Below are 26,430 nucleotides of genomic sequence, written 5' to 3' on the forward strand. Positions count from 1 at the left end.
ACCGTGGACAAGTCGATCGTCGTGGCCGACACCGGGCAAACCGTCACGCTCGACTACACCCTCATGCGCGCGGCCGGCGGGCAGGACGAAACCTCTCCGCCCTCCGTCTACGATGTGCGACGCGAAATCGGCAGCGGCGACGTGCTGGTGATGGGCGCCCGCTTTCATGGAGGCATCTACCGGGCTTCGGCGGCGCCGCAGTACCTGCGCGCGCTGGATAAAACGACGCGCGGCGATTTGATCGCCGAATGGCGTTACGACGACGAATCCACCTGGATCCAAGACACCACCTTCCAGGACACGCGCCCCTGGGTGGCGCTGAAGGTGCGCACCAAATCTGGCCAGGTGACGATCAACCCAGTCAACATCATCGGCTCGGGGTCGGACGCCGACGTAAAGACCCCCGTCGCCGCGCTCACCGCATTGCTGTCCGGCGACAGTGTGACCTGTTGGGGCGCACCCGACTACGGCAACAACATCTCCCCCACGATCATGACCTATACCAACGTGGTCGAGATCAGTTCGACGCAAGGCGCCTTCGCGGCGCGGCTCAGCAACGGCCGTGTCGTCCCATGGGGGAACGCCGCGCTGGGCGGAACAATGCCCGCCAGCACGAACATCATCAATGCCAAGCGCATTTTCGGTAATGGCGCAGCCTTCGTGGCGGTCGAGGGTAACGGTACGTTGGCCGCTTGGGGCGATGCGACCAAGGGCGGCACGCTCTCCGCCGAAGCCGCAGCGCTGAGCGACGTGGTGACGATCGCCTCCTCCGGCGGCGCCTTCTGCGCGCTGCGACGCAACAATCAGGTGACGGCCTGGGGCCCCAGTACCTTCGGCGGCGACGTGCCCAGCGACATCAAGGGGTTCAACGACATCGTGGACGTGCGCGGCAACTATGGATCGTTCTGCGCGCTACGCGGCAACGGCCACGTGGTCGCATGGCGTCGTCAGGACGGCTACGGCGGGGACGTGCCCAGCGCTATCGCGACGCGCAGCGACATCGCCAAACTGGCCAGTGCTTCGGCGCGTGCCTTCGCGGTGCTCACCACCGGCGGCGAGGTGTTGGCATGGGGCCCCCAGGCCTGGGGCGGAACGGTGCCCACCGACGTTGCAGTCCTCAACGACATCAAGGAAGTCAGCGCGACCTGGGGGGCTTTCTGCGCGCGGCGTAGCAATGGCTACGTGGTCGCATGGGGCGATCCGGCGCGGGGGGGCAATGTCCCGACGGAAATCGCCTTGTTGAACGATATCGTGCAGGTCGCGAGCACCGCTTCGGCCTTCGCGGCGCTGCGCCGCAACGGCACGGTCGTCGCATGGCCCGCCACGTCCTCCTCCGGCAACACGGCGGCGGTCGCCAGCCAACTCGTCAACATCCGCGCCGTGTACAGCGATACGCAAGCCTTCGTCGCACTGAAAGAGGGGGGCGGCGTGGTGACCTGGGGCGTTCCGGGCGCCGGCGGCGACAGTGCCGGGGTCAAATCGATTCTCGACAGCAGACTGTTTTATCAAGCGACATCGGGCGGAATCTCCTATGCCACGGAACAAGGCAAAGCCATCGCGGCACTCGATGTTTGATGCAGGACGTCCCCAACCACGCAAGAGGACATCTTCATGGACACTAAATATGTAACCCTGGTACCGTCGAGCGGCTCCGCCGCCGATCCCGATGCCGAGCGCGACGTGCGGCGGGCCGAGACGGCAAACGGCTCGGCGCCCGGCATCGAGCCTGGCGCGGTGCCCGTCCTGCTGCCGCCCCCGGCGTGCGCTGAGGCCGCCAGCGGCTACCTCAATCCGGATGCACTGCCGTCGAAGGGCGTGGACTTTACTATCGCGGCCTATCCTGGCATGAGCCAGGGCGACTACCTCTTGGGCTACTTCGACAAGGGCGGCCCTGGCGAGTACACGTCGCCGGAGATCGACATCACCAAGAATTCAGTCGGCAAGCCTCAAGCGTTCAACGTACCGAAAGCCAACGTCGTCAAGGCGCTCGATAAAGACGTGAAGGTCTACTACACGGTCGAATTCGCCGACGGCACGAGCGCGGACTCGCCCGAGCTCGCCCTGCACATCGGCGAGCCGACCCAGCTCAGGGCGCCCAGCGTGGACGAAGCACCGGACGGACACCTTAGCGATGCGCTCGCGCATGCCGACGTGCACGTCAGAATCCCCGTCTACGACGGCATGGCGGCGAAGGACCAGATCTACATGTACTGGGGCAACGCCGGCGATCCCGGCTACTACGACGACGAGATCACCATCCGCGCGGTACGCGAAGTCGCGATCCTGGTGCCGGCCGAGTACGTCGAGGCCTACATCGACAAAAGCGTGAAGGTCACCTACGACGTCAAGCGCGGCGATGCGGACTACCCGTCCGATCCTCTTACGCTGCTTATCGGCAACGCCGAGGATCCGAACCTGATGCCGGCGCCAGTGGTACAGGAAGCCTTCGACGGCATCCTCAACCCCGACCTGGTCAACCCCGACGGGGCCACGGCGCTGATCGGCCCCAACCCCACCCTCGCCAACGGCGTCACCGGCAAGGTCGTGTGGTGCGGCGGGCCGTCCAACGGCGGGGCGGAGTGGCCGTTCGACATCAGCGAGCATTACCTGACCAATCCCTACCCGGTCACAATCCCTTACGACAAGATCTCCCCATTCATCGGCAAGACGGCCACGCTCTCCTACGAGGCCGACATCATGCCTCCCACGCCGTTCCTGTCGAACACGCTCACCTTGAAAATCGAGAGCAAGACGGCCCAGGTAGAGCAAGTGTCCATCCCCGAACTGGTCAACGGCGTGCTCGATCCGCGCAACGTCTCGCCTTCCGACGGCGTCTTCGTTTACGTGCCGCCCGACGCGCAGATGAAGATGGGCGACACCGTCCGGCTGACGTGGGCCTGCGAGAATTCTCTGGGCAACTGGGACAATAGCTTCATCATCCTGCCGTCGGATGTCGGTAAATCGATCGGCTTCCAAGTGCCGTTCCAGTCGATCATCGCGGGCCGCGAGCTCAAGGTGACGGTCTCCTACGACATCGTGCGCGGCGGCAAAACCTTCGCGCAAGGCGCACCTTTGACGCTGCTCATCCATCAGGGGGAACTGCCGGCGCCGACGATCGACGAGGCCAAACAGGACAAGCTCAACCCGGCGGATTGCGCCAACGGCGCCACGGTACGGCTGGCCGCCTCGGGCAGTTTCCTCAAGGGCGACCTGATCACGCTGAACTGGCGGGGCGCAAACACGCTTGATGGCACGGTCTCCGTACCGCACGCCGTCACCGACCAGGAGTCCGGCGGCGACATCACGCTACTGGTACCCCTCAAGACCGTGCAGGCGGACGTTGGCCAGTCCGTCACGCTCGACTACACCGTCCAGCGCGCCAGCAGCACGCCGGACGAAACCTCCCCGCCGTCCATCTATGACATCGTCGCCGTGCCGGGCAAGGGCCAGTTGCTGGTGATGGGTGCGCGCAACAACCGGAGCATCTATCGCGGCACCAGCACCTCGCAGTACCTGAGCGCGTTCGACAAAACGACGCTGGCACCGGTAAGCGCGCAATGGACCTACGTGGACCAGAAGACCTCGATGGTGGGAGCGTCGTTCAAGGACACGCGCCCCTGGGTCCCGCTCACGGTGCAGACACAGGACGATTCGATCACGCTCAATTGGGCCAATATCGTCGGCTCCGGCTCGGACGCCGCCACGCCCGGCGCGTCGGCCCTGGCCGCCCACCTCAATCACGGCAACGTGATCGCCTGGGGCGTGGCCGACTTCGGCGGCAACGAACCGCCGACGACCATCACTTACAACGACGTGGTCGAGGCGAGCTCCTCGCAAAAGGGCTTCGCCGTGCGGCGTAAGGATGGAAGGATTGCCGCATGGGGCACGCCGGTACTGCCTGACGGCTTCGTCATGACCGACGCGGCGCGCATCTCCGGCAACGCCGCAGCATTCGCGGTACTGCGCACCACGGGCCAGGCGGCGGCATGGGGCGACGCAGCCAACGGGGGCAAGGTATCGGACGCCGTGGCCGCGCTGAGCGACCTCACCACGCTCCACATGGCCGGCTTCGCCTTCGCCTCGATACGGAAAACAGGGAACGTCGTGGCATGGGGCAATGCCGCATACGGGGGGGCCGTGCCCAGCAGCGACATCGGCCAAATGACCGACATCGTCGACGTGCGCGGCAATTACACGGCGTTCTGCGCCTTGCGTGCCAACAAGACAGTGGTGGGCTGGGGATTCGCCAGCGATGGCGGTACGGTGCCCACCAACATCGCGGCCCGTTCCGACATCGTGGAGCTGGCCAGCGCCTCGGCGCGCGCCTTCGCCGTAATCACCGAAGGCAGGCAAGTGCTCGCATGGGGCAACACCGCGAACGGCGGCACCCTGCCCAGAGACATCGGCGACCTGACCGATATCGTGGAGGTGACCGCCACCTGGGGCGCTTTCGCGGCACGGCGCGCCAACGGAACGGTGGTGGCCTGGGGCAATGACAAGCAAGGCGGCGTGGTGCCCGACGCAGTCGCCTTGTACGACGACGTTGTGCAGGTTTGCGGGACCGGCCGCGCCTTCGCCGCCTTGCGCAAGAACGGCCAAGTGGCGGCCTGGGGCGACCAGACGGTGGGCGGCAACACCGCGGCGGTCGCGGCGAAGCTCCAGAACGTGCGGGCGCTGTATGCCAGCAGCGAATCCTTCGTGGCACTTCTGGACGGCGGCGGCATCGTCACCTGGGGCGTGCCGGCGGGCGGCGGCGACAACTCGAAGGTGCCGACGATCATCAACGAGGAAGGGGGCCTGACCTACGTGGCGACGGCCGCGTCGCGCGGCCTCACCAGCTAGCGCGAAGCCCCCCCCCGAACGGAGCACCCCAATGACGGTCAAGAGCGGCAGGAATTTCTCACCGTCATTGCCGGTGCTCGTACTGGGGCGGGTCGGCGCACTGCCCAAAGCTGTCGCGCCATTCGCCACGGGCGACGGCAACGCACTGGCCCCGAAAACGGTCACGAGCCATCGACGGCTCGGCCGACCTGCTCCACACGGTCACGCGCGTTCGGGCATGCCTTACGCCTACGGTCTGAACGGCGACTCCGCGCAAGGCTACGTCACGGGACGTCATTAGGACGACGACCAGCAGGTGTCGGGCATCGCGCCCGAAAAGGAAACTGTCATGACGCAAAAAAGTACTGCTGCGGCGGCCGGCCAGGGCCCGTTGCTGGTGATGGGCGCCCGCGACCAGCGTTCGAGCTACCTCGGCACGCACATGTCGCTCAGCCTCAGCGCTTTCGACCGAACGACGCTGCAGCCGGTGACGGCACAGTGGCGCTACGTGGACGAGCCAAACGCCGTGGGCGGGACGTCGTTCAAAGATACGCGCCCCTGGGTTGCACTGAAAGTCCAGGCGCTGGGGGATTCCGTCACGATCAGGCCGACCCACATTTTCGGCACCGCCAGCTATACCACCATCGGCTATGCGGCCCTGACGGCTCACCTCGAGCGCGGTATGGTGCTTGCCTGGGGCACGGCGGGCCGGGGCGGCAAGGTGCCACCGACCATCCTCACGTTCGATGACGTGACCGAGGTCGCCGCCACGCTATCCGCCTTCGCGCTTCGGCGCAGTAACGGGCGCATCGATGCATGGGGCGTCGGCACGGCCGGAGGACTCGTGCCAGATGGCTTCGTGATGACAGATGCGGTCCGCATCACCGGCACCAACGGCGCATTCGCGGTGCTGCGCGCCACCGGCCAGGTGGCGGCATGGGGGGACGCAACCGTCGGCGGGCAGCCACCGGCTGCGGTGCAGGTGCTCGACGACGTCAAGGAGATTTACTCCAACTGGAACGCATTTGCGGCGGTGCGGAAGACAGGGAACGTCGTGGCCTGGGGCGACGCCGCGCACGGCGGCGCCGTGCCACCGGACATCGCGGCGCTTGCCGACATTGTCGACGTGCGCGGAAACGCAGGCGCCTTTTGTGCGCTGCGCGCCAACAAGACGGTGGTGGCCTGGGGCAGCGAAGGCAACGCCAGCAGGATACCCACCGAGATTGCGGCCCGCAGCGACATCCGGGAGCTCGTCGGTGCTTCGTACTGCACCTTCGCAGTGATTACCGAAAAGGGAAATGTGCTCGCCTGGGGGGATCCCAAATACGGTGGCGCTGTGCCGCAGGACATCGCCACGTTAAACGATATCGAAGAGGTGGCGAGCGCCCACGTCTCTTGCGCGGCGCGGCGCAGCAACGGCCACGTGGTCGCGTGGGGCGCCGCTGCTGACGGGGGCACAGTGCCGCCAAACATTGCGGCACTCGACGACATCGTGCAAATCACCAGCACCTATGGCGCATTTGCCGCCTTGCGCAAGAACGGTAACGTCGTGACCTGGGGCAATGTGCAAAAAGGTGGGGATTCGTCGGCGGTTGCGTCCCAGCTTCAAGACGTGCGCGCAGTGTACGGAAATACCGAAGCCTTCGCCGCAGTTCTGGCGAGCGGCGGCGTGGTGACCTGGGGGAATGCGGCGGGCGGCGGCGACAGCTCCTCGTTCAAGTCTCTCGCCAATGGCGCCGGCCTGACGCTAACCTATGAGGAGACCGCCCCTTCCGGCGGGTGGCAATCATGAATGACGACAGCGCAAGCCTCGCGCAGACCGCGGCGGGCAGCGGCACCTTGCTGGTGATGGGCGCACGCAACGACGACAACACCTATCTCGGCACGCACCTGTCGCACTACCTGAGCGCGTTCGACAAAACGACGCTGCAGACGGTGATGGCACAGTGGAGCTATGTCGACGAGAACACGCCGATCGCGGCAACATCGTTCAAAGACACGCGCCCCTGGGTTGCGCTCAAAGTTCAATACCAGGAAGACACCGTCACGATCAACCCGGTCAACCTCTGCGCGACGGCCGACTACAGCAGCAGCGGGGCCATGGCCGCTCACCTCGATCGCGGCATCGAGATTGCCTGGGGTACGGCAGGCCGGGGCGGCAAGGTGCCGCCGACCGCGCTCACCCTCGACGACGTGGTCGAAGTGACCTCCTCGAGCTGCGGCTTCGCGGTGCGGCGCAGCAATGGGCGCGTGGACGCCTGGGGCGACCCGGAATACGGTGGGGTCATACCTGACAGCTTCGTCATGACCGATGCCGTGCGCATCGTCGGCAACGGCTTTGCCTTCGCGGTGCTGCGCGCCACCGGCCAGGTGGCGGCATGGGGCCACCCGGGATACGGCGGGCAGACGACGCCCGAGGTCCAGGCCCTGCGCGACGTCAAGGCGATCTATGTGAGCTGGCCATCGTTCGTGGCCCTACGGAAAACGGGGCAGCTCGTGTTATGGGGCGATACCAATGCCGGCCGGAAAATGCCGGCCGACATCGCCGCGCTGAACGACATCGTCGACGTGCGCGGCAACGCCGGGTCCTTTTGCGCCCTGCGCGCCAACAAGACGGTAGTCGCCTGGGGCGACGCAAACTACGCCGGCGTGGTGCCCAACGAGATCGCGCTTCGCAAAGACATCGCGGAACTGGCCAGCGCCTCCGAACGTGCCTTCGCGGTACGTACCGAGAGCGGACAAGTGCTCGCCTGGGGCGATGCCAAGTTTGGCGGCACCGTACCGCCAGAGATCGGCATACTGAACGACATTGAAGAAGTGACCAGCAGTCAAGGGGCATTCGCGGCACGGCGCGGCAACGGCCACGTGGTCGCATGGGGCAGCGCTACAGCAGGCAGCAACGTGCCGGCCGACATCGCGCAACTCAACGATGTGGTGCAAATCAGCAGCAGCACCGGCACCTTTGCAGTGTTGCGCCGCGACGGCACCGTGCGGGTCTGGGGCAACACGGAAAACGGCGGCGATGCGTCGGCGGTCGCTGCGCAGCTGCAAGGCGTGCGCGCGATCTACGGAGGCGCGAAAGCCTACGCCGCTGTCCTGGCGAGCGGCGGGATCGTGACCTGGGGATCTGCCGCGAACGGCGGCAACAGCACGCCGCTCAAGCCGCTGCTCAATGACAGTGAAAGCGGCGTGACCTACGAGGCACCCGCCACGATTTCCGCAGGCAGCACCCGCACGGTGTAGAAGCGGGAGGCCAATGCAAATCATGCCGATAAAAAAATGGTTCCGCGCTGCGGCGGCCGCGTCCCGCGGCCTCATCAGCTAGGCGCTGCCGGCACGCCAGGCGGCCTCGATTCTCTCCTCGCATATCCGAACGGAGCACCCCAATGGTCCTACACCAAGACGCAAGTCAGACGCGCGATGGCGCCGCCCCCCTGGAGCAACCCGAAGTCAAAGAGGCGGTGGACGGCGTACTGGACCCGAACCTGTCGACAGCAACGGTCGTTGTCCCGATCTACACGGGCAAGGAAGTGGGCGATGAGATAGAGATGTTCTGGAAAGGCCGCACACCGGTGGACTCCACTGACGATAGCATCCGCGTCACGGTAGCCAACAAGGGGCGCCCCACCAACTTCTACGTCGAAGCGCAATACATCCAGCCTAACGAGGGCACCAAGGTCGAAGTGTCGTACACGGTGACCCATGCCAACGGCAGCACGGACGGCTCCCTGCCCCTGTACCTCAGCATCGGCCAGCAGACCCCGGTGCTGGGCGAGGTCCAGCCCCCGGTGGTCGATGGCGTCGCAAAAAACGGCGTGCTCAACCTGGAGAGCGTGCCCCAGCAAGGGGCCCGTGCGATGGTATCGCCTTACCTTGGCATGCAACTCTTCGATGTTGTGTTCATCGAGATCAACGACCGCGACTACGAGTGGGGTGCCAAAAGCATCGATACTCCGGCCCAGGTGGGGCAGCCGGTCGAATTCACCATCCCGCGCGACATCCTGGCCGGCTATGCCGGCCAGACTATCGAGCTGCGCAGCACTGTGATCCCGGCCAAGGGTGGCAAGAGTGTTTCACCGTCATTGCCGGTACTCGTATTAGAGCCGGTCGGCGCACTGCCCAAAGCCGTGGTGCCGCTCGCCACGGGCGACGGCAACGCGCTGGACCCGAAAACGGTCACGGGCCCCACCATCGAAGTGGTGGTCAAGCCGTACCCTGGCGTCGCCGAACGCGACGTGATCGCGTTCACGTGGAAGAACTCGAATGACCTGCCGCCGCAGCCGTTCCAGCAGAGTCAGACCGCGCCCCAAAATCCGCAGAAAGACTATTCATTCCCCGTGCCGCGCGCGTACGTGGACCAGAACATCGACGGCTCAGCCGACCTGTTCTACACAGTCACGCGCGGCACCGTCACGAAGCCTTCGGACGGCCTGACCCTGTGGATCGGCAATGCCTTCCAGGCACCGGCCAAGCTGGACCTGACCGGCCGCGGCTACATTGTGGCGGAAAAAACACCGCCGACAGTTTCAGACGCCTACTGCTACCAGCGCAGCGCCAACTTCGGCCAGGCGCCCTATACGTACGTGAGCAGCGATCCAGCGGTGGTCACCGTCGACAAGAACACGGGCAAGGTCGCCCCCGTCGACAACGGCACCGCGATCATCACCGCAACCGATAGCCAGAAGGTAAGCCGAGCCTACCCCATCACGGTGAGCGGCGTGCGCAAAGTGTATTTCGTGAGCGGGTCGGCCAACTTCAAGGGAGCGCAGGCGGCATGCGCAGCGGCGGGCCTTGCCACCCTCACGCTAGACGAGATGCGCCAGTTCTGGCGGCTCTACTATCCCAGTGCCGGGCCTGTCGCAGACTATCTTAGCTGGCTGTCCTACCCGTTCTGGACCAGCACGAACATCGGCGCGGGCACGGCTTACGCCTACGATCTGAACGGCGACTCCGCGCAAGGCAACGCCACGGGACGTAATCAGGACGACTACCTGCAAGTGACGGGCATTGCCCCCTAATGCGACCCAGCCGCGCCTTGCCGCCACTGCTGTACTGGCCGGGCGTCAGTCCTAGCGGTGCGATTAGACGAAGCCGGTCCTCGATGTTGCCGGCGTGCCCGAGTAGATCGCTCAGGCAACGTCTGCCCCCGCCCTGCAGGGTAGCCAGAGGCGACAAAACCCTGCCATGTCCGATGCAGGCAGAGCGCTGCCTGTTGGTGCTCGTCCTTCAGCAGTACGAAGCGCATGCTCGGGCATGTGCTATCACGGCCACGAGTCCGCCATTGACTATCGAACCCGATGGAATGAACCGATACTGTGTGATTTACGCGAGACTTATGAATTTAGACTGATTTATCGCGAAATTTGTGCACTAATATCACTACGAATGCCCCGCCAACATGTATATTTACGACGGCGTGCTTGCAATGCAAAGATACGCAAGCGGTTTGCACTCGATTCTCACCGTCCGAAAATTGTGGCAGGGTTAATCCCGCAATACGAAATCGGATTAACGCGTGCGTCATAGATTTTTCTTCGATTCCGAGCGAATGGATAGCACAATCTATGCAATATTCTTTCTTCCAAATCGGCGCAAATCGATGAATCGAGGTCGGCAATGCCTAACTGGAAGCATCGATCGCAGATAACAAACCCTGCGAGCATATGTCATCGCCTTTCCATTCACTGTGCTCCCCCTCTGTCAGCGCGCGCTCGCGGGTACTGTGAATGAAGGGAGCCAGACCGTGAATGCACTTGGCAATCCGGCGGAATCATGGGCGGCGAACTGCATCTGAACGGAGCTTAAACGGTAGCGCCTATTGCCCTGGCTCCGGCGTTGAGCAATGCCGCATGATCGCTGAGGGAGGAATGATGAGACGTTGGCGGTTGAATCTCCTCGCTCCGAGAAAGTGGTACCAGTGGCCTATGTTGGCAGCCGCTGGCTTGCCTCTACTCATTGGCTTGGCGGTGTCTTTCTGGCATGCGCACAGAGTGTTGCACGCTGATGCAGCGTCTCAGGCGCAACGCACACTTGGCCACATTGACCGGATGTTGGGCAACGCCCGTGACACAGCGTTGCGAGTCGGTCCGCGAGCGGGAATGGCCTGCGAGGATGTGGTGCTCGAGCTCCGGGAGCAGGTTAACTCGGTATTGTTTGTCCGCTCTGTCGACCTTCTGACAAATGACAACGAAGTCTACTGCAGTTCTCTATATGGCAATTACCACGGCCATCTAGATCTGACCGCTTACGTCGATGGGCATCTACGCATCGCTCCGCACAGCGGAACGCAACCAGACGCCACGTTGCTCGTCTATCGGAACGCAATCGATGGCCGGGGAGCGATCGTGACCATCGACGGCCGACACGTACGTGATGTTCTATCGTTGCTCGATCGCGAAGACGTCCTGTTATCGATCCAGGTCGGCGATGTGACGCTTGGCCCGAACGGGATTATCGATATGGCCGTGGCGCATACTCCAGATACCGTTTTGCGTTCCGAGCAATTTCCGGTATCCGTGCTCGCCACAATACCTGCCGGCACACTACCGAAACGCGTGGTTACGGACTACTCGGGGGTGATCGGTGTGTGCGCCATGTTCGGTTTAGTGCTGGTCATCTCGATCCAGAGAGCTTCCAAGCACGTCCGGGTACGCCAGCGCGAGATGGTGCGCGCCATGGAACACGGGGAATTCGTCCCCTATCTTCAGCCCTTGGTCAACGCCGCCGATGCGCGCTGGGTGGGTGCCGAAGTGCTTGTACGATGGCATCACCCGACGGAGGGTATCATCCCGCCCAACAATTTTATTCCATTGGCGGAGTCGAGCGCATTGATCACGCCTATTACGCGAGCGCTCTTTCGTGCCGTCGCAGAAAAACTCGCCCTCGTTAACCTACCCAAAGGTTTCCGCCTGAGCTTTAACGTAAGTCCGCAACATTTGACGGATGCGTCAATCATCAGCGACTGCGATGCCTTATTAGCTATGCTCGGAGAAAAGCGCGTACAGATTGTGCTTGAACTGACCGAGCGCGAACTGCTTGCCGCGCAAAGCGAGACGCGGCGAATTCTCGAGGCGCTACACTCGCGCGGTATTAAGATCGCTATCGACGATTTTGGTACAGGACACTCGAGCCTTGGATACTTACGCGACTTCGACATGGACGCGGTAAAAATCGACCAGTCATTCGTGGAAAAAATTGGTGCCGATCCGCTTGCAGAGCGCGTTCTGGAGAGCATCCTGGAATTAGCCGCCAAGTTGGAATTGATCACAATTGCCGAAGGTGTCGAAACTACGGAGCAGCGCAATTACCTCAGCGATCGCGGCGTACCACTGCTTCAGGGCTTCTTATTCGGGCGTCCGAGCCCAATCGATGCGTTCATCGTCGAACTTCAATCAAGAAGCGCCGCAGCTTCGACCTGAAGCTGCGGCTGAGAACGCCCGGTTGAAGAAGCTGTTGGCAGAGTCCCTGCTGGAAAACGGGTCCCCCGCGAAACGGATCGCGAACCGCTGTGCCGGTCGTCGGCAACATGGAAAGTCGCCAAACAGATCCCAGAGCTCGCGACTCAGAAGCACGTTTTTCGGAATCTCATCAAGCACCCGGAATTCTGGAAAGAGCCGGCCTGGTTGAAGAGGTGGCGGAGAGCCTCGACCACGTGCACGAGGCTCCCTGGCGGCGGCACGCAATCGACGAATCACACATCTCTGAACGAAACGCGCGACGCACGTGCGGCGTATTCACTGATCGTAGTAAGACCACAAGGACGATGCCAACTAGTTTTCCGCAGTTTGCGGATTGAGCAGCACCTTCCAGATTGCCGCGCCCAGTGCGCCGCCAATAAGCGGTGCAACCCAGAACAACCAAAGCTGACTGAGGGCGTCAGTATGCGCGAAGAACGCGACGGCGGTCGAGCGCGCTGGATTCACCGATGTGTTTGTCACAGGAATCGAAATCAGGTGGATCAAGGTAAGCGCCAAACCAATAGCCAGAGGCCCGAATCCAGCGGGTGCGCGCGTATCCGTCGAACCGAGAATCACGATCAGGAACCCGGCAGTGAGCGTGATCTCGGTCAACGCGGCAGACACGAGACTATAGTGTCCGGGCGACAAGGCCCCGTAGCCGTTGGACGCGAAGCCGCCTGCTTCGAAGCTCGGCGCACCGCTGGCGATTGCATAGAGCACACTCGCCGCCGCGACGCCGCCGACCACTTGCGAGATCCAGTACGGAAGAACGTCGCGCCAAGCAAATCGGCCAGCGACGGCTACGCCCAATGTAACTGCGGGATTGAAATGGCCGCCGGAAATGCCACCGACGGCATAGGCCATTGTGAGAACGGTCAAACCGAAAGCCAAGGCAACTCCGGCAAAGCCGATGCCTAGGTTCGGGAATGCGGCAGCCAGCACCGCACTGCCGCAACCGCCCAAGACGAGCCAGAAAGTACCAAAAAACTCCGCTGCTAATTTCTTGGTCATTGTAATACTCCACTCGGAGCCTCAAAACAGGTACGGTTCGAACACAATCGCGCGAACCCCGAAACCACCTCCGATAGCCCCTTGGGGTGAGGCTCCGACGTGGTTGGCAGCAAAAAACAGAAAGAAGTCCTACCAATTATCGGAATAACGATTTTAACGTCTCTCAAGAACCGGCCACAGAGCATCTGTGTGTCCCGAGTTACAGGGATAACTCCATTAGACAAAAGTAACGCAAATAAGAAAACCAACAGTTTTGATAGTTATGACATACTGAAATTTGTGGCCTCATGGCAGTCAGGCGAGAAAAACTGACACTTGTAGCATCTGGTCCCCGAGCACGGCTTCCACTTCTCCGTTAGAAGCCATTCTCTCAAGTTCAAGTGACCAGAAAATTGCTGGGTAAATCACCGGCGCACCATCGATGATGACAAATCATATTTTTTAGCCACCCAGTGCAAATCATTATATTGTTATTAATTGTTGATAGAAAAAGTCGGCCGATCAAGATTTCACGGGAAGATGCGGGGTGCATTAGGCAACAGTCGCTTTTCCCCTTTGGGGGGCGTCCTGAGCGTGGCACATAGGAATAATCAAGGCAACAAACTCACACTCAAGGAAAGTGGTTTCACCGCTGCGACCGAACCTAACGGGAGCGGAGCGCACCGGTGTCGTCAAGTCTGGCCACAGCGTTCAACCTCGCTCTATAAAATGATTTTTAAAAAAACTGGCATCATGACATATTAATTAAAATTATTTATCCATTATTCAGGCGTAATGAACCGTTGCGCAGGATTTTATGTCTTAGAATCTGGCTTCAGTTCACGCCCGCCCTTTCACTAGAAAATTCGAGCCTTCCTGGCGACGTTCGCGAAACGCGGCCCTCTTGGCTAAAGGGGGATTCATATGCAGTCCGGAATGTGAACCTCCGGTCTGATGTACAAGCGTCTGCTCGTCAATTCTTTGATGCTCGTTTGGGACGTTGGGGCAAGGAGCAAGCCGACAATGCCACGGAAACAGCCTGGATAAGAGAGTGAGCGACGCGCCAAGCGCTCCCCATGCTAACGAACCAGAACGGTTCACGCTGCAATGCAGGCAGTGCGTCAGAACGAGACGAAACTATGGCCATCGATGAAGAAATCACCCTGAAGAAGTTGCAGATATTTCAGTCCTTCATGGCGCTGGGCAACGTGGCGCGCGCCTCGGAAGCGCTTGGGCAGAGTGCCGTAAGCGTGCATCGCGCGCTGCGCTCACTTGAAGACGGGTTGCGCTGCCCGCTGTTTAAGCTCGATGGGCGCAAGCTGATCCCGTTGGCAACAGCCTACATCTTTGCAGATCATGTCAAACGCATTCTTAACGAATGTGAAACCGGCATCCGCCGCACCCGCGAGGCAGCCGGATTCACGTCGCCCACTATGAAGCTTGGTGGATTGTATTCGCTTACCGTTCGCACTATCCCACGCGTACTAGCCGGCCTGAAAACACGACGCCCCGCACTCGACATTGAGCTCACATTGGGCGCCAATCGCGACCTACTCGGTAAATTAAAAGACGGGCAACTCGACGCAATCATCATCGCATTAGGCGAACCCGGCAACGCTGATTTGCTCACCGTGCCGATGTTCAACGACGCGATCCTGTTTGCCGCCCCCGTCAATTCACCCTACGCAACGTATTCCGAAATAGACTTGCAGGCAATGCGCGATGAAAAGTTTGTTGCGCCCAGCGACGAGTTTGCGGAGTATCGCGACTTCGTCGAGGCTTTCCAGAAGGCTGGCTTTCAACCTAATATTGCATTGCACGTAGGAGATATTTTCTCGCTGATGAACTTTGTGAGCGTCGGCATAGGCTACGCGCTGCTTCCGCGTCGTGTCGGAGACTTCAATCCCAAAATTCAGTTGATCCCTCTCGGGGAGCGCTACGCTATCAGTCAGCATATTGGACTTGTTTTGCCACGCAATCGAGAGCGCGAGCCTAACCTCCTCGCATTATCTGCAGAGTGCCGGCTGCTCGGGGCGGAATGGTCTCGGTACTAGGACGGGAAATTGCCTGCATTTCGCGACTTCTGAAGCGCCCCCACGTAACCGAGGACACAAGACCTCTCTTGGAAATAAGGGATCGCCTTGCGCCTATCAGCAAGCCCGGTCATTGTCTGGAAAGCATCGAAATTCTGACCGAACCGATGGCACCTCGATACGAATTTGGCCGCCTTCGTACCGCACCGCAGTTACGCAGTATCGAGTAGTCCAATGCGAGCCGCTTTAAACACAACGGCGACTCTGGAGAACACACCAAACTTGCTGCGAATGTTCATCATATGGAAGTTGATAGTCGCCTCCGAGCACGAGAGTATCTGCGACATTTCCCACGTCGATTTCCCGCTCGCCATCCACTTCAAGCACTCCTTCTCGCGCTTGGTCAGCTTTGGAACAACGATCTCGAGGTGGCCTGCAATATGTTCCTGAGCGCTCTCGATAGCAACGTCGCGCAACAATGTCAGCGCCGGCAGCCGAAGAGATAAATCGCGCTTGGTCCTCGCCGTGAAGTCTTCGCTACTTGCAAGCGACAACATCCCGGCCTCCCGACGAGGGCCATGGATCGGAAAGACGAGCCCACTTCTGGCTCCAACCATCGAGGCTCCGTCAAATAGTTTGCGTTCGAGTGTGGACGTCGGTGAACTCTCGCCCCATATGATTGGAAGCGATTGAGCAGTAATTTGCTCAACCATCGGTTCCACAAAGTATAACCTCTGCTTCATGTAGAACCTAATCCAATCTGATGGATAATTATTTCTCACGTAGGCATGCCCAAAACCCAAGCCTTCGTGAGGAAAAATTGAAAAAAGAGTGTACTCAAAACCGTGATGGTAGGCAATGCCAGCTAAAGTATCGAACCACTCTTGTTCATTTTTCTTACCCAAAAGAGTAGACGCATCGCCAAATATCTGTCTAGCCATATCCCCCCCCGTGGACGCCAAAAATTGTCAAATTGATGACAGCATTCTGCGAAAACACTTTTTGCAACCGCTGCGCTAAGATGAGCCGCTTTGATTTCCTGGGGCGGGTTCTGAGGTTAGAGTCCAGCCTTTTTTTGGGAGCCCTCGGTCGCTGACCTAGGGCCATACTTCCTAGCAGATCCGCCGGTGTCAGCCAATAATGGCCAGACAGCCTCCATCTTGCAGCCAGAATCGACCAAAGACGAAAGCGGTACAGCATTCACCCGCCAACAGAGATTCATGTTGACAGGACATCAACGATTGTTAGGTACATACCGGAAGTCGCAAGTCCGAGAGGTATGCTCACGAGACCATCATGAAGTGACAGTTTGTTAACTTGCAATATGATTTGTATACCAAAATAACTTGGATTTCAAATTATTTGATTTTTTTACAAACTTTGAAAGATAATTTTTATTACTCACGAGCAAGAAAAATGTCTATGATCCCCGCCCATTTTGAATGGTATAGGGTTTGACTTCGTGGGCTGCAGAGGGGAGCCGCTCCTGACCATGCGGATACTCTGGAGTATGCGCAGCATGTGCCGATGGAGGAATGGACAGACAGCTGGTTTGGCCGGAGAATCTGCGTGGAGGAGCCGTCTCGTCCACGTGCAACGTTGGCGGACGGTAAGGACAGAGCTGTTCTGTTCAGTCTGGATTTTGACACGGCCAGCTTCAACCGCCGGACTGCACCTCGGTGACCTGGGCATTCTGCTGCCTTGATGTTACATTCACCGCTAGATGAAACCGCTTGGCTAACCGCCCATCACTGGAAGGTGAGAGAGGCGGTTAGCCTAAAGCGACGCACACATGCGGTCAAGTGAATTAGTCCGGCCGATCATGGCAAGCACGGCGATGTGTGGCGCCGCGCCTGCCCAGAAACAGGCTTACGGAATCTTAACGGCTTGGTCTGCCGCATTGAACTGAAAGTCGTAATCATCGTTTTTCGTCTGTGGGGGGGTAATGCGAACGATTGGAATAAACCCACCGCCGGTGACGTTGTAATAGTCTGTCTGATCTTTTTGAGCATTCGCAAGCGCCTGGCCACCAGGGGCGGAGCGGCTCGCTACATAGAAGAACGACTGGATCGGCAGCTCAGCAGGATTAATGGTTTTCGGCCAAGCTGAGATCACCAACTCGTTGTGGTCGCTGAACTCGGTGTCGCCCAGTAGCTTCATCGCTAGGATTAACTGGTTGAAAGCGTCGGTCGTGTCCTTATACGGTGAGCCTTCCCGTACGTCGAAACCACATTGATAGAGGTTTGTATTACTTCCTGCAGGCGCCGCATTCCAATGGGTCAGCCATGCCTGGGCGGTAACGATTCCTTGCGCCTGGCAGAGGACACTCTGCGTGGGAAACGTCTGTGTAGGTCCGCACCCAGAGTCAGTAGGTCGGTGGTCTGTCCAGCCGTCCATCGGAAAAGCGCAAAGTACATCGAGTTTCGCTTTGCCTGCGGGGCCCTTATACGGACCGAGAAGCGGAAACACTGTGAATCCGTTTGAGCCACCGCTCTTGAATCCACCGAATTTTGCATCTGTGCGGAGATAGGAAAACGAGATGCGGCCGGTCTTCTGATCTTCCGGGGAAGGTTGCCAGGAATAGTAGCCCGGACCCGGTTGAGTTTCGCGGATGATAATCCCCGTGCACAAGAATACAGGTGCAGTTTTACTGCCACAGTCACCGTGCGTATCCATATATTGATGCCACATATCGCGCGCCGTGTGGGGGGTTGTGGCGCTTGCCGCCTCGGCCGCGTTGGCCGCGTTGGCCGCGTTGGCTAGCAACGCAGACAAGACGGAAGTCGTAACGAAAACAAGCTGAAGCAGTATCTTCCTCATTTTTCTCTCCTAGACACAGCACGCATTAACGCTGAATTGTTGGCCGAAACAATCGCTTCGCTTGCACAACGACATTGACGGTGTGCTTTCTCTGCGTAGAGCCGAGTCTAGACGAGTATGAAATCAGGGAAACCTATCAATGCTAATAGTAGAGCCCTGGAAATGCATGGATGCGCGCGGCGCCAAGCGCTGAAAGCCTGGCCCGGGAGCTCATTTCCACTTCGGACTGCATCAGGAAGGTCTTTTTGCAGTACTACAATGATGTTTTCCCCATTCGTGACCTGACGGATTCTTTCGTGCCACGGGCGTCTAGAGATTCACGGCCCCAGCAGTTGAATAACGTTTGCTAACCCGACGAAATTCTGCCAGGGTTAAGTATTGCAAACTCGAATGCGGACGCACTTCGTTGTAATGAGTCCGCCAGTTTTCGATCACGATCTTTGCTTCGATTCGGTTCCGAAACCACGCCATCGACGAACATTCATCACGGAATTTTTTGTTGAAGCGTTCGTTGGTATCGTTTTGCCTAGGTTTGCCTGGATCAATCAGTGCCGTCGCGACCTGCCCTTGAACCGCCCATTTCAACAGCGCTGTGCTGACAAATTCCGGCCCGTCGTCGAGGTTGAGCCAACTCCTGTTCCCACTCAGAACACCGACAGTCACCGGACAGGCCTCGGGGTCCGTGGGCCCACAGCCTGTTTCGCAGGAACCGTGGCTCCTGCCCGAGGCGTTGGCCGACAGGCCGTCGAGCTCAGTCCAACAGCCATCTTCCCTCGAAACACGCGTAGGGGAAAAGTGCGCAGCGGCGCAGGACGCGGGCTACGTGAGCGATGCAGGTTCAACGTATTCTTCGGCAAAAGCCCCTCGCCAACAGTTAAGCGATGAGCAGGCGTGTTCGAACAGGCATGGATAGCGCCCCGACAGAGTATTGGGCGATGCAGGAACAACACCAGCAACCCCGGAGCCCCTCTCCCCTCAACCGACTGAACCGATCAATTCAGCGTCGACCGGCAGTCAAGTCAGCCAAGATCGGAAGCATAGGTTGCGGATAGTGGAGCCGGAGGACTTGTGCGGGCGATGCGTGACGAGCTGGCGAGCACTGGCGACCCATTTAGCCGGGCGGGAGTGGACACGACGGCTCAGTCTGAATCCCTGGGCAGTAAAAAATGGGTATGTAACGTTAGAAGGCAAGCTTACCGCGAAGGGACTGCGCCTGTTGAATCAGCAATAGAGCGACGTTTGGGGCTCCAGCGCGCATGCTTAACGTATCCGGGCCGGCAACGTGGTCCCGGGGCCTGGCAAGCGCTTGACCACGCTAACGGTATGACGTTTTCACAAGCGCGACGACGTCACCGACCGTCACGAGTTTCATAAGCCGATCCCGAGTAAGCGTGATTCCCCATCGTTCTTCGAGCACCATCAAGAGCTCAATCAGTTCGAGCGAATCCAGCGCCAGTTCGTCAATAAGCCGTAGTTCGGCGGCCATGCTCTCGACGGGCAGCCCAGCCAGTTCCGCGATGAGCTGTCGCACCGCGTTGCCCAAGTCCGCCGTATCTATTGTGGCGCCTTCGGATCCGACGCTCATGACCATGCCCCTCTGACGGCACTCTTCTTTGCCTCGATACGCGCCAAGATCTCCCCGCCTCCCGTCCATTTACCGTCCGCGCCCTGCTGCCAGTCCTCCGGCGCCCGGCGAATCGCTGGTTTTTGCTGAGTCTGGCCGGACATCACATTCCCAGCCAGCGAACCAGCAACCGGTACATCGACAGGCTGCGCTTCCAGCCCGCTGTCGCGCGCCTCGCTACCGTCGACCGCTACGGAAGAGCCAGCCACGGAACGCGCTCTATAAGAACGTTGCACCCCACGGTGTACCTTTGGCACATCAGGCCGCCGCGGTCCTTCCAGCTCGTCTGCGATTCGCCCGAATTCCTCGGATGCCACTGGAAGAGCCGCCCCGCTCTCAATGGGCTTGACGTCCTGATTCTGGTCAGCCTCCACGGTCTGACAGTTCGCCAAATCTGGCATCCCCCTGTCCGGTGTAGCTGTACCGGGGGAGGTCCCATCCGCCGGAGGTGAGGCGACGACGACACCCGCGCCGTCCGCGTCATTGCGCCACCTGACGTTTCGCAACAGATCCGGGCTGGCGTCCTCTTGACGTAACGCGGTAGCAATCATGCACAATTTGACGCCCGGAGAGTCCGCCCCCGTCGCCGACTTGAAAGCATGCTCTTTCATCCTCTGCTGGGCCACCGCCGCGTGCTTGTCTTTCAAGCCATAGACATCCCCCACGAGGTTTCCTCCGAGGCGCTCGCCCACGCTTTCATGTATCGCACGCCTCGTACACGCCTCCGATGCGATCTGTGCACTCGAAGCATGCTTTTCCCATCGACGAAGCGTGAGCTTCTGGAGTTCGCCGAACTTGTTCTTAGTGGTCCCCCCATCGCGGGTAACGTCGCAGCCTCCGGTTCGGGTCGCGCTGGCCGCCGAGCGAACAAACCCTGAAAACGCCTCGGCGATCTTCTGCAACTCCCGGTCATCCACATTCGCATCTGCGGACTTTGACACCTTATACAGCAGCGTCGCCACGTTATCGAGCTCGTCACGGTCGAGGCTTGTAAACTGCAGGGCATCGAACGCCCCTCGGTCCGCTTCGTCGAGCAGGCATGCGAGATATGCGCTGGCATTGCGCTCTTCCGCCGTCTTATACCGCTCCGCCGAGGCATCGGCAAGGCCGGTCTCATGCACTTGAGCATCGCCGCGCGCCGCACTCAGCACGCGCACGACCTCGTTGCCGATCACTCCGCCCGTCATGCGCGGGACGGCTGTTGCCACGTCATCGGCGAGCATTTTCCCCACTTCCCTTGACACACAACTCGTGCCTGCGACTGGCAGCCCTTGAACAGCGTTGCCGACGAAATTGACTCCGGCGAGACTCGATCGCCGCTCCTGTCTATGAGAGGGTGTGGTCAGCGCCATCCGGGTTTGGCTCGCAATCGCTGAAGTTCCCATGATCGCTCTCTTCTGTATTCCAATATGATCCGTGTGCTTGCACCGAGCTAGTCCTCAGCCGTCAGTTTTGCAGGTAGCCCTTCCACATCTCCTGCATAGCAGCGATCGTGCTACTTAGCACCTTGACCAGGTTGTCGTACACGGTAATGCGGTGGCTGTACTTCTCCGCCATCGTCTGCACATCGGTTTGTATGCCGTTTTCCTCGGAAATGATGCCGTTTGTCCACCATGCCTGATACTTGGCATTGTCGATCGTCCAATCCTTGCCTTCCCCGTCCAGACTCTTGACCATAGCCTGCAACTTCCCGGAGTTGATGACCACCCCGTAAGTGCCGTCGGCATTCTGTTTCAGCGTCACGGCGCCGTGGAACTCGCGTTGCAACGCTTCGGCCTGCGCCGCTGTCAGCGAAACATTCTTCATGGGGCCGCTGAATTTATCCAACACCTTCTGCAGCAGGTCCCTGATGGCGTCGGCATCAACTACCATGTTCCTACCATCCTTGTCCGCATGCATATGCTGCGAACACTGTGAGATGGCTTCCGATACGTCGGAATAGAACTCGGTCAGCGTTTGTATGATGTCTGCGTACGCGTCCATCGTCGCCTTGTCGCCGGCGAGGATACCGAATATTTTCTCGAACATTTCCCGGTCGGACACCATTGCGTTGTGGTCGTCTGCGGTGGTGGAACGCAGCCCAATGTCAGGGCTGCGAATGCCGTCGCCGCGACTTCCCATGCCCTCAGTGCGCCACTTATCGTACGCTTGCGCGAATGCCTCCCTCGGGCCGTTGCCTTGTACGCTGCGTTTTTCCAGCTCTGCGATCGCGTGCTTCAACTTACTGACCTTCGTATCGCGCATACGTGATTTCACGCGAAGCTGAGAGGCGAAATCGTCGGCATTGTCGCGGTCGATACGTTGAACGACATTCACGCTTCCATGGCCATCCTCGGCCAGCGAGTTCTCGTGCCCGACCTTCTCCGCGTTGTTCGCCATGTCGCCGGACAACTGAGGAGAAAAACGCGATGCTTCGATGCCTAGCTGCAGATTATTCTGAATCGCGATGCTCACCATCCTCTCCTATATCGTCGTTTTGCGGTACATACCGCAACTCCGTCAGTCGCACCGATCAATCCTGATCGATCAGGAACTGCCGTCGATCCTTCCCCCTGATCCAGCGCGGCTCCATGCCGCGCCCAGTCCACGTTGCCCCTGTCGACGAATCTCGATACTTGGGCCGGACCGGCGCCGAGGGTTTCGTCCGTTTGTGCCGCTCGAATATCTCTTGCGCCGTGATCCCATACTCGACCACCTTGGCGCGAATGTCCTCGATAGCCGCCTGCTTCAACTCCTGCCGCATCTGTTCAGCACGGCGGGTTAACTCCTCTGCTTGTTCCCTAAGTTCGTGGTAAGTCGTCAAAGTACTTTTCCTCCCTGTCGCGAAATCGATTTATGACTCACATCGAACCCCTGGAAGGTACATCTCTCCTGGCGAAACGCGCATCATCCGTGATTAGGCCCGCAGATTCGATGCAACCTGACTTGCCACGCCGCCGTTAGCGGTGTTCACCTGCATTGCGAGGTCATGCATCTTCTGCATCATTTCATGTATTTTCTGCGCGTTCTCGTGATCCCCGTTCGCCGTCGAGCTAGAGGTCTGCTCGTTATTCTGTTCGAGGGCCTGCTGCGCACGTTCGTTGCTCTGCGCCATGCTTGAGATGCCTTCCGCCTGGTTCTTCGCGATCATGGCGGACGTGCTGACCGCCGAGCCAACGTTCTGCTGCTTGGTGCCGATGATCTCGTTCTGCTTATGGTTGATATCGTGCATGTCGATGCGATACTGGCGTGTCGCCCGCTCTTCCGACAACACCGACGTGTGTTCTTCGCTGAGCCGGTCTCCGCCAGGCGCCGCCGAAAGACGCACGGTCTCGCCGTTCGGGCGATTGAGGTCTATGCGGGGCGATTCGGTTTCGGCCAGGGTCGGCCCGTTCCTGCCACGCATCGCGAATTGCTGCTCGGCGTCGAATTTCCTCAGTTCGGCCTGAGGCTTGAGCTCAGTCTGAATGGAATCGGCTCGAGTGTTGAGCCCCTTCATCTGCATTGCCCCACCAGCCACGCTCAGCGCCCCCAGCAAAACACCGCCGCTGATGGCGCCGCCCAGCATGTCCTGCCCCTGGCGCTCAAGCGAGCTTGCCTGTGACATTGCGGCTTGGCGCTGAATCGTCACCATCTTGCTTTGCATCGCGAGCTCGCTTTTCTGCGCTTTTCGCAGCTCCGCGGCGATCTTGAGAAGCACGTTAAACATCTCGTCCTGCACGCCGCTTCCAAAGGTGCCGCCTGCACTGGCGTTCCCTGCGCCACGTTCGGCCGCAACGTCGTCCACGCGCGCAGCCTCTGCCTGGCGTTGGCTCACGTCAGGGCGCGACGAAGCACTACCGAACTGATTAAGGAGCATGTCAACGCTCGTCGCCACGGACGGATTCTGCGATAGTTCCTTCTGCTTTTCCTGCATTTTTGCGACGCCGTGGGCAACTTCCCGCGCAACCTTCTGCGTGTCCGCCGAAACCGTAGGAGGCTTCAGGTCAGGGTCGCCCGATTTTTCTGCCGACATTGCCTGGCGAAGCAGTTCATCTTTGCCCGATGCACCCTCTACGCTCGTGTTGCGCGTTCGCATGGTCGAGACAACGAACCCTACGAGCGCCAGGTCGTCTTTTTTTGTATCGGATGGGTTGAGTCGGCTCGTTTCCCAACCGACAGCCGGATCTCGCGACTGCTCGGCCCTTGGGCCTCCGGACTGCGACGGATCCGAAAGAATGCGCTGAGATGCAATGGAACCAATTTCGACCATGTTGGCCTCCGTAGATGTTAGGTTGACAGAATCTGAGACGTACACGGTCACACCGCGCGTGCATTGCGCAGCACCTGCTCCCCTGCCGAAACCTGAGCTGCCATCGAATTAGACATCTCCTGCATGAGCTGAGTGAGCACCTGATTCTGGGCAGCGAACGTTTCGACCGCCTGCCGGAGCAAGTCACCGATCAGCCTCGAGTCGCAAAGTGCACGTTTGATCTCGGCCATCAGGTTCATAGCTCGCTTCTCCTCCATGCCGATCACAACATCGCCGACGGCTTGACTCACCTGGTTGCCCATGTTCAGTGCTATGCTGGCGCGCTCGATCCGGTTCGCAACCAGCAAGGTACCCGCCTCCGTTTCGATGCCGACGGCCTTGCCGAGACGCCCCATGAGCACTTCGGCGCGCGCCGCTAGCGACTTGAGACCCGAGTTCTCGATCGCTTCCATCAGCGTTTTGACCATTGTCGAGTCAAGGGTCCTGGTGAGATGACTCGCCATGACGTCTGCCACTCGCTGCGCCACAGCCCTCACGAGAGTCACGCCCAGGACCGCGGCCGCAACCAGCGCCACCCCGGTAATAACCGCACCGATGATGGAGCCGACGAATTGCGCGGTGTCGCTGTTGACCCCAAAAGCCTCCAGCACACTCGCAATTGCATCGGAAACCAGACTCATGAGCGGCTTGAGAATAGCCATAACCGGCTGCATCAGCTTGTCAATGATAGAAAAGCCGGTTGCCGCCTTGACGACCTGGTCCCCGATCACAAGCGCCAAGCCGACGGCCACAAGAGCGAGACTGGCTCCTCCAGTAAACACCGCCGCTGCAACACCCATCGCTGTAATGACCCAGCCAAGGGTCTTGCCGATGCAGCCCATCGTCTTTTGCATTTCCTCAGCTTTTCTCACCTGAGCCTGATATTCGTCAGATTTCTTCCGCATCGCCTCCTGACGCCTGGCCTGCATCTCAGTGAAGAGCTTCTGCTGCGTCTCGAGCTCCAGCACGCTACCCTTGGACATCAGCGCCGACAGCTCGCCAAGGATCCTCGTCAACTCGGCCTCTCCGCCAAAGCGCTCACGCTCTGCCTGTCGCACAACAGGAGAACCCGGCCCCAACTGCCGCATTGCATCTTGCACGGCGGAGTTGGCCTTCGACTCCGCCTCAACTGCCCGGTGCGCCTTGGTCGCCGCGTCGTCTGCGGCCGCAGCGGCCGCCGCCCGTTCGGTCATCGTATGGAATTTGGCCGCATTCGCCACCGCCTGAGCATCGTCAACCGCGCTCCTGCACTTCTGAATGTCAGCAGCGGAAGCTCCGCGCCGTTGCGCGTCCGCCAATGCCCGCCTCGCTTCATCCAGCGCCTTGTCGGCCATTTTTTCCGCCTGGACGGCCTGGGCCACATTGCCCGCCGCCTGCGAGGCCGCCTGGGTCGCTTCATGCGCAACATTATTCGCCGCAGCAGCCTCCAGGCTAAGTTGCTCAAGCGTGTTCTTTATCGCGGCAGAAAGCTCGTTCCACATCCGCGCATTGAGTTTCAGCTGATTTACGCTATCGCTGGTCGCAGTCGATTCGAGAACGGCCAGCACTTCCGTCAACGTCGCAACACCCGAACGCCCTGGCGTCGCCGCCTCCTTGGCGCCACCCATTCCGCCCTCGGCGCCGGAAAGCGCCACCTCGTATCGCGGCTCGACCAAGCGCGGTGCGCCCCCTAGCCGCTCTGCGGCATCGGGACTCGAAGCACGCTTCGACATCTCTCTCAAAAACGCGCGTTGCGCCGCTGACAACACCGCTTCTTGTTCGCTTGGGGACAGCTTACCCAGCACGCCCACCGCTTCACGCAACGGGTGCCTCTGATATACGTTGTCCAACGGTGCCGTTGTCATGTCACTTCCTTTTCCTTCCTGAGCGGCGGCCATTCGCTCTCGGTTTCGGACGGCGGCGCATTCCGCACGCCAACCCGATCAAGCCCATCCAGATATGACGAGGCCATCTGCTTCAAATAGTCGACGTCCGAACTGTCGCGGACGATTTCGAAACAACGCCTCGCTAGTGCGGCCCTACCCATCATCAATTGGCACTGGCCGGTGTGAAACATCGGGCGATGGTCGTCCTTCGAGAGCGAATACGCCAATGCATAAAGATCAATCGCCCTGGCATACTCCTCCTTTAACTGACAAACCGCCCCCATCCCCATCGCATACTCTGCATTGTAGAAATCGTAGATGCACAGGAAACGGAAGAAAGTTTCGGCATCGTCGAGACGGCCTTGCTGATAGAACTTGTGGGCAAACGCATACACGCCATCCATCAAGTCCTGGGAAACACCGTGCAAATCCTTCAGCGTCGCGCCTTTCTCGATTGCCGCGAATACCGTCTCCACCATCTCGTCCGTCTGCCCCATTTCCAGAGCATCCGCTTTCGATTTACTTTGAGGCATATCGCATCCCATTGGTG

The 26,430-nt window shown here is 59.8% G+C and carries 18 protein-coding genes and 2 pseudogenes; 8 read left to right on the top strand and 12 right to left on the bottom strand.

Going from position 1 to position 26,430, the window contains the following annotated elements; translation table 11 throughout:
• The 6 genes from PHO31112_RS27210 to PHO31112_RS19370 form a co-directional block, all read left to right on the top strand.
• Window positions 1-1,575: RCC1 domain-containing protein (locus tag PHO31112_RS27210; protein WP_425495218.1), on the top strand; the 1,575-nt coding region annotated here is incomplete at its 5' end.
• A 36-nt stretch (window positions 1,576-1,611) separates the two neighbouring features.
• Window positions 1,612-4,842: an RCC1 domain-containing protein gene (locus PHO31112_RS19350; RefSeq protein ID WP_150622118.1), complete on the top strand. Its 3,231-nt coding sequence runs from the start codon at window positions 1,612-1,614 to the stop codon at window positions 4,840-4,842.
• Window positions 4,843-4,873: 31 nt separating this feature from the next.
• Window positions 4,874-5,122: a hypothetical protein gene (locus PHO31112_RS19355; protein ID WP_150622120.1), complete on the top strand. Its 249-nt coding sequence runs from the start codon at window positions 4,874-4,876 to the stop codon at window positions 5,120-5,122.
• 48 nt (window positions 5,123-5,170) lie between these two features.
• Window positions 5,171-6,613, top strand: coding sequence for an RCC1 domain-containing protein (locus PHO31112_RS19360; RefSeq protein WP_150622122.1), 1,443 nt, complete (start codon window positions 5,171-5,173; stop codon window positions 6,611-6,613).
• Window positions 6,610-8,064, top strand: a complete 1,455-nt coding sequence (locus PHO31112_RS19365) for an RCC1 domain-containing protein (protein WP_150622124.1) — start codon at window positions 6,610-6,612, stop codon at window positions 8,062-8,064. The genes PHO31112_RS19360 and PHO31112_RS19365 overlap by 4 nt, the downstream gene beginning before the upstream one ends.
• Before the next feature lie 143 nt (window positions 8,065-8,207).
• On the top strand, window positions 8,208-9,839 hold the full coding sequence (locus tag PHO31112_RS19370) for an Ig-like domain-containing protein (RefSeq protein ID WP_150622126.1): 1,632 nt from the start codon (window positions 8,208-8,210) through the stop codon (window positions 9,837-9,839).
• Here the strand turns inward: PHO31112_RS19370 and PHO31112_RS19375 are convergent.
• Window positions 9,838-10,072, bottom strand: a pseudogene (locus PHO31112_RS19375) (transposase); the annotation flags it as partial. The gene PHO31112_RS19370 and the pseudogene PHO31112_RS19375 sit on opposite strands and share 2 nt — an antisense overlap.
• A gap of 673 nt (window positions 10,073-10,745) precedes the next feature.
• Here PHO31112_RS19375 and PHO31112_RS19380 point away from each other — a divergent pair.
• Entirely contained in the window at window positions 10,746-12,239 is a 1,494-nt protein-coding gene (locus PHO31112_RS19380) for an EAL domain-containing protein (protein ID WP_174995791.1), read from the top strand.
• Window positions 12,240-12,590: 351 nt separating this feature from the next.
• Here the strand turns inward: PHO31112_RS19380 and aqpZ are convergent, their stop codons facing one another.
• A complete protein-coding gene (aqpZ, locus tag PHO31112_RS19385) occupies window positions 12,591-13,295 on the bottom strand; it encodes an aquaporin Z (RefSeq protein ID WP_217427054.1) in 705 nt (234 codons plus the stop codon).
• A 1,112-nt stretch (window positions 13,296-14,407) separates the two neighbouring features.
• On the opposite strand from aqpZ, the gene PHO31112_RS19390 reads away from it, so the two are divergent.
• Entirely contained in the window at window positions 14,408-15,322 is a 915-nt protein-coding gene (locus PHO31112_RS19390; RefSeq protein WP_150622133.1) for a LysR substrate-binding domain-containing protein, read from the top strand.
• A gap of 191 nt (window positions 15,323-15,513) precedes the next feature.
• Here PHO31112_RS19390 and PHO31112_RS19395 read toward each other — a convergent pair whose 3' ends face one another.
• The 10 genes and pseudogenes from PHO31112_RS19395 to sicA form a co-directional block, all read right to left on the bottom strand.
• Window positions 15,514-16,242, bottom strand: a complete 729-nt coding sequence (locus tag PHO31112_RS19395) for a helix-turn-helix transcriptional regulator (protein ID WP_150622135.1) — start codon at window positions 16,240-16,242, stop codon at window positions 15,514-15,516.
• Window positions 16,243-17,170: 928 nt separating this feature from the next.
• Window positions 17,171-18,121: a hypothetical protein gene (locus tag PHO31112_RS19400; RefSeq protein WP_150622137.1), complete on the bottom strand. Its 951-nt coding sequence runs from the start codon at window positions 18,119-18,121 to the stop codon at window positions 17,171-17,173.
• A 309-nt stretch (window positions 18,122-18,430) separates the two neighbouring features.
• Window positions 18,431-18,748: pseudogene (locus tag PHO31112_RS19405) on the bottom strand (integrase core domain-containing protein); the annotation flags it as partial.
• Window positions 18,749-19,436: 688 nt separating this feature from the next.
• Window positions 19,437-19,706 (bottom strand): acyl carrier protein, encoded by a 270-nt coding sequence (locus PHO31112_RS19410; protein WP_150622141.1) that lies wholly within the window; start codon window positions 19,704-19,706, stop codon window positions 19,437-19,439.
• Entirely contained in the window at window positions 19,703-20,968 is a 1,266-nt protein-coding gene (locus PHO31112_RS19415) for a hypothetical protein (RefSeq protein WP_150622143.1), read from the bottom strand. Before PHO31112_RS19415 ends, PHO31112_RS19410 begins: the two co-directional genes overlap by 4 nt.
• Window positions 20,969-21,191: 223 nt before the next feature.
• A complete protein-coding gene (locus tag PHO31112_RS19420) occupies window positions 21,192-22,202 on the bottom strand; it encodes an IpaD/SipD/SspD family type III secretion system needle tip protein (protein WP_150622145.1) in 1,011 nt (336 codons plus the stop codon).
• Between the two features lie 55 nt (window positions 22,203-22,257).
• Window positions 22,258-22,548, bottom strand: a complete 291-nt coding sequence (locus PHO31112_RS19425) for an H-NS histone family protein (protein WP_150622147.1) — start codon at window positions 22,546-22,548, stop codon at window positions 22,258-22,260.
• Window positions 22,549-22,641: 93 nt separating this feature from the next.
• The gene (locus PHO31112_RS19430) at window positions 22,642-23,976 is read right to left on the bottom strand and encodes an IpaC/SipC family type III secretion system effector (RefSeq protein ID WP_150622149.1); all 1,335 of its coding nucleotides are present in this window, start codon (window positions 23,974-23,976) and stop codon (window positions 22,642-22,644) included.
• Window positions 23,977-24,023: 47 nt separating this feature from the next.
• Window positions 24,024-25,892 (bottom strand): type III secretion system translocon subunit SseC family protein, encoded by a 1,869-nt coding sequence (gene sctE, locus PHO31112_RS19435; RefSeq protein ID WP_150622151.1) that lies wholly within the window; start codon window positions 25,890-25,892, stop codon window positions 24,024-24,026.
• Window positions 25,856-26,413, bottom strand: a complete 558-nt coding sequence (gene sicA / locus PHO31112_RS19440) for a type III secretion system translocator chaperone SicA (protein ID WP_425495219.1) — start codon at window positions 26,411-26,413, stop codon at window positions 25,856-25,858. The genes sctE and sicA overlap by 37 nt, the downstream gene beginning before the upstream one ends.
• Between the last annotated feature and the right edge of the window lie 17 nt (window positions 26,414-26,430).

Origin of the sequence: Pandoraea horticolens, from assembly GCF_902459555.1 — a bacterium.
Taxonomy (GTDB): domain Bacteria; phylum Pseudomonadota; class Gammaproteobacteria; order Burkholderiales; family Burkholderiaceae; genus Pandoraea; species Pandoraea horticolens.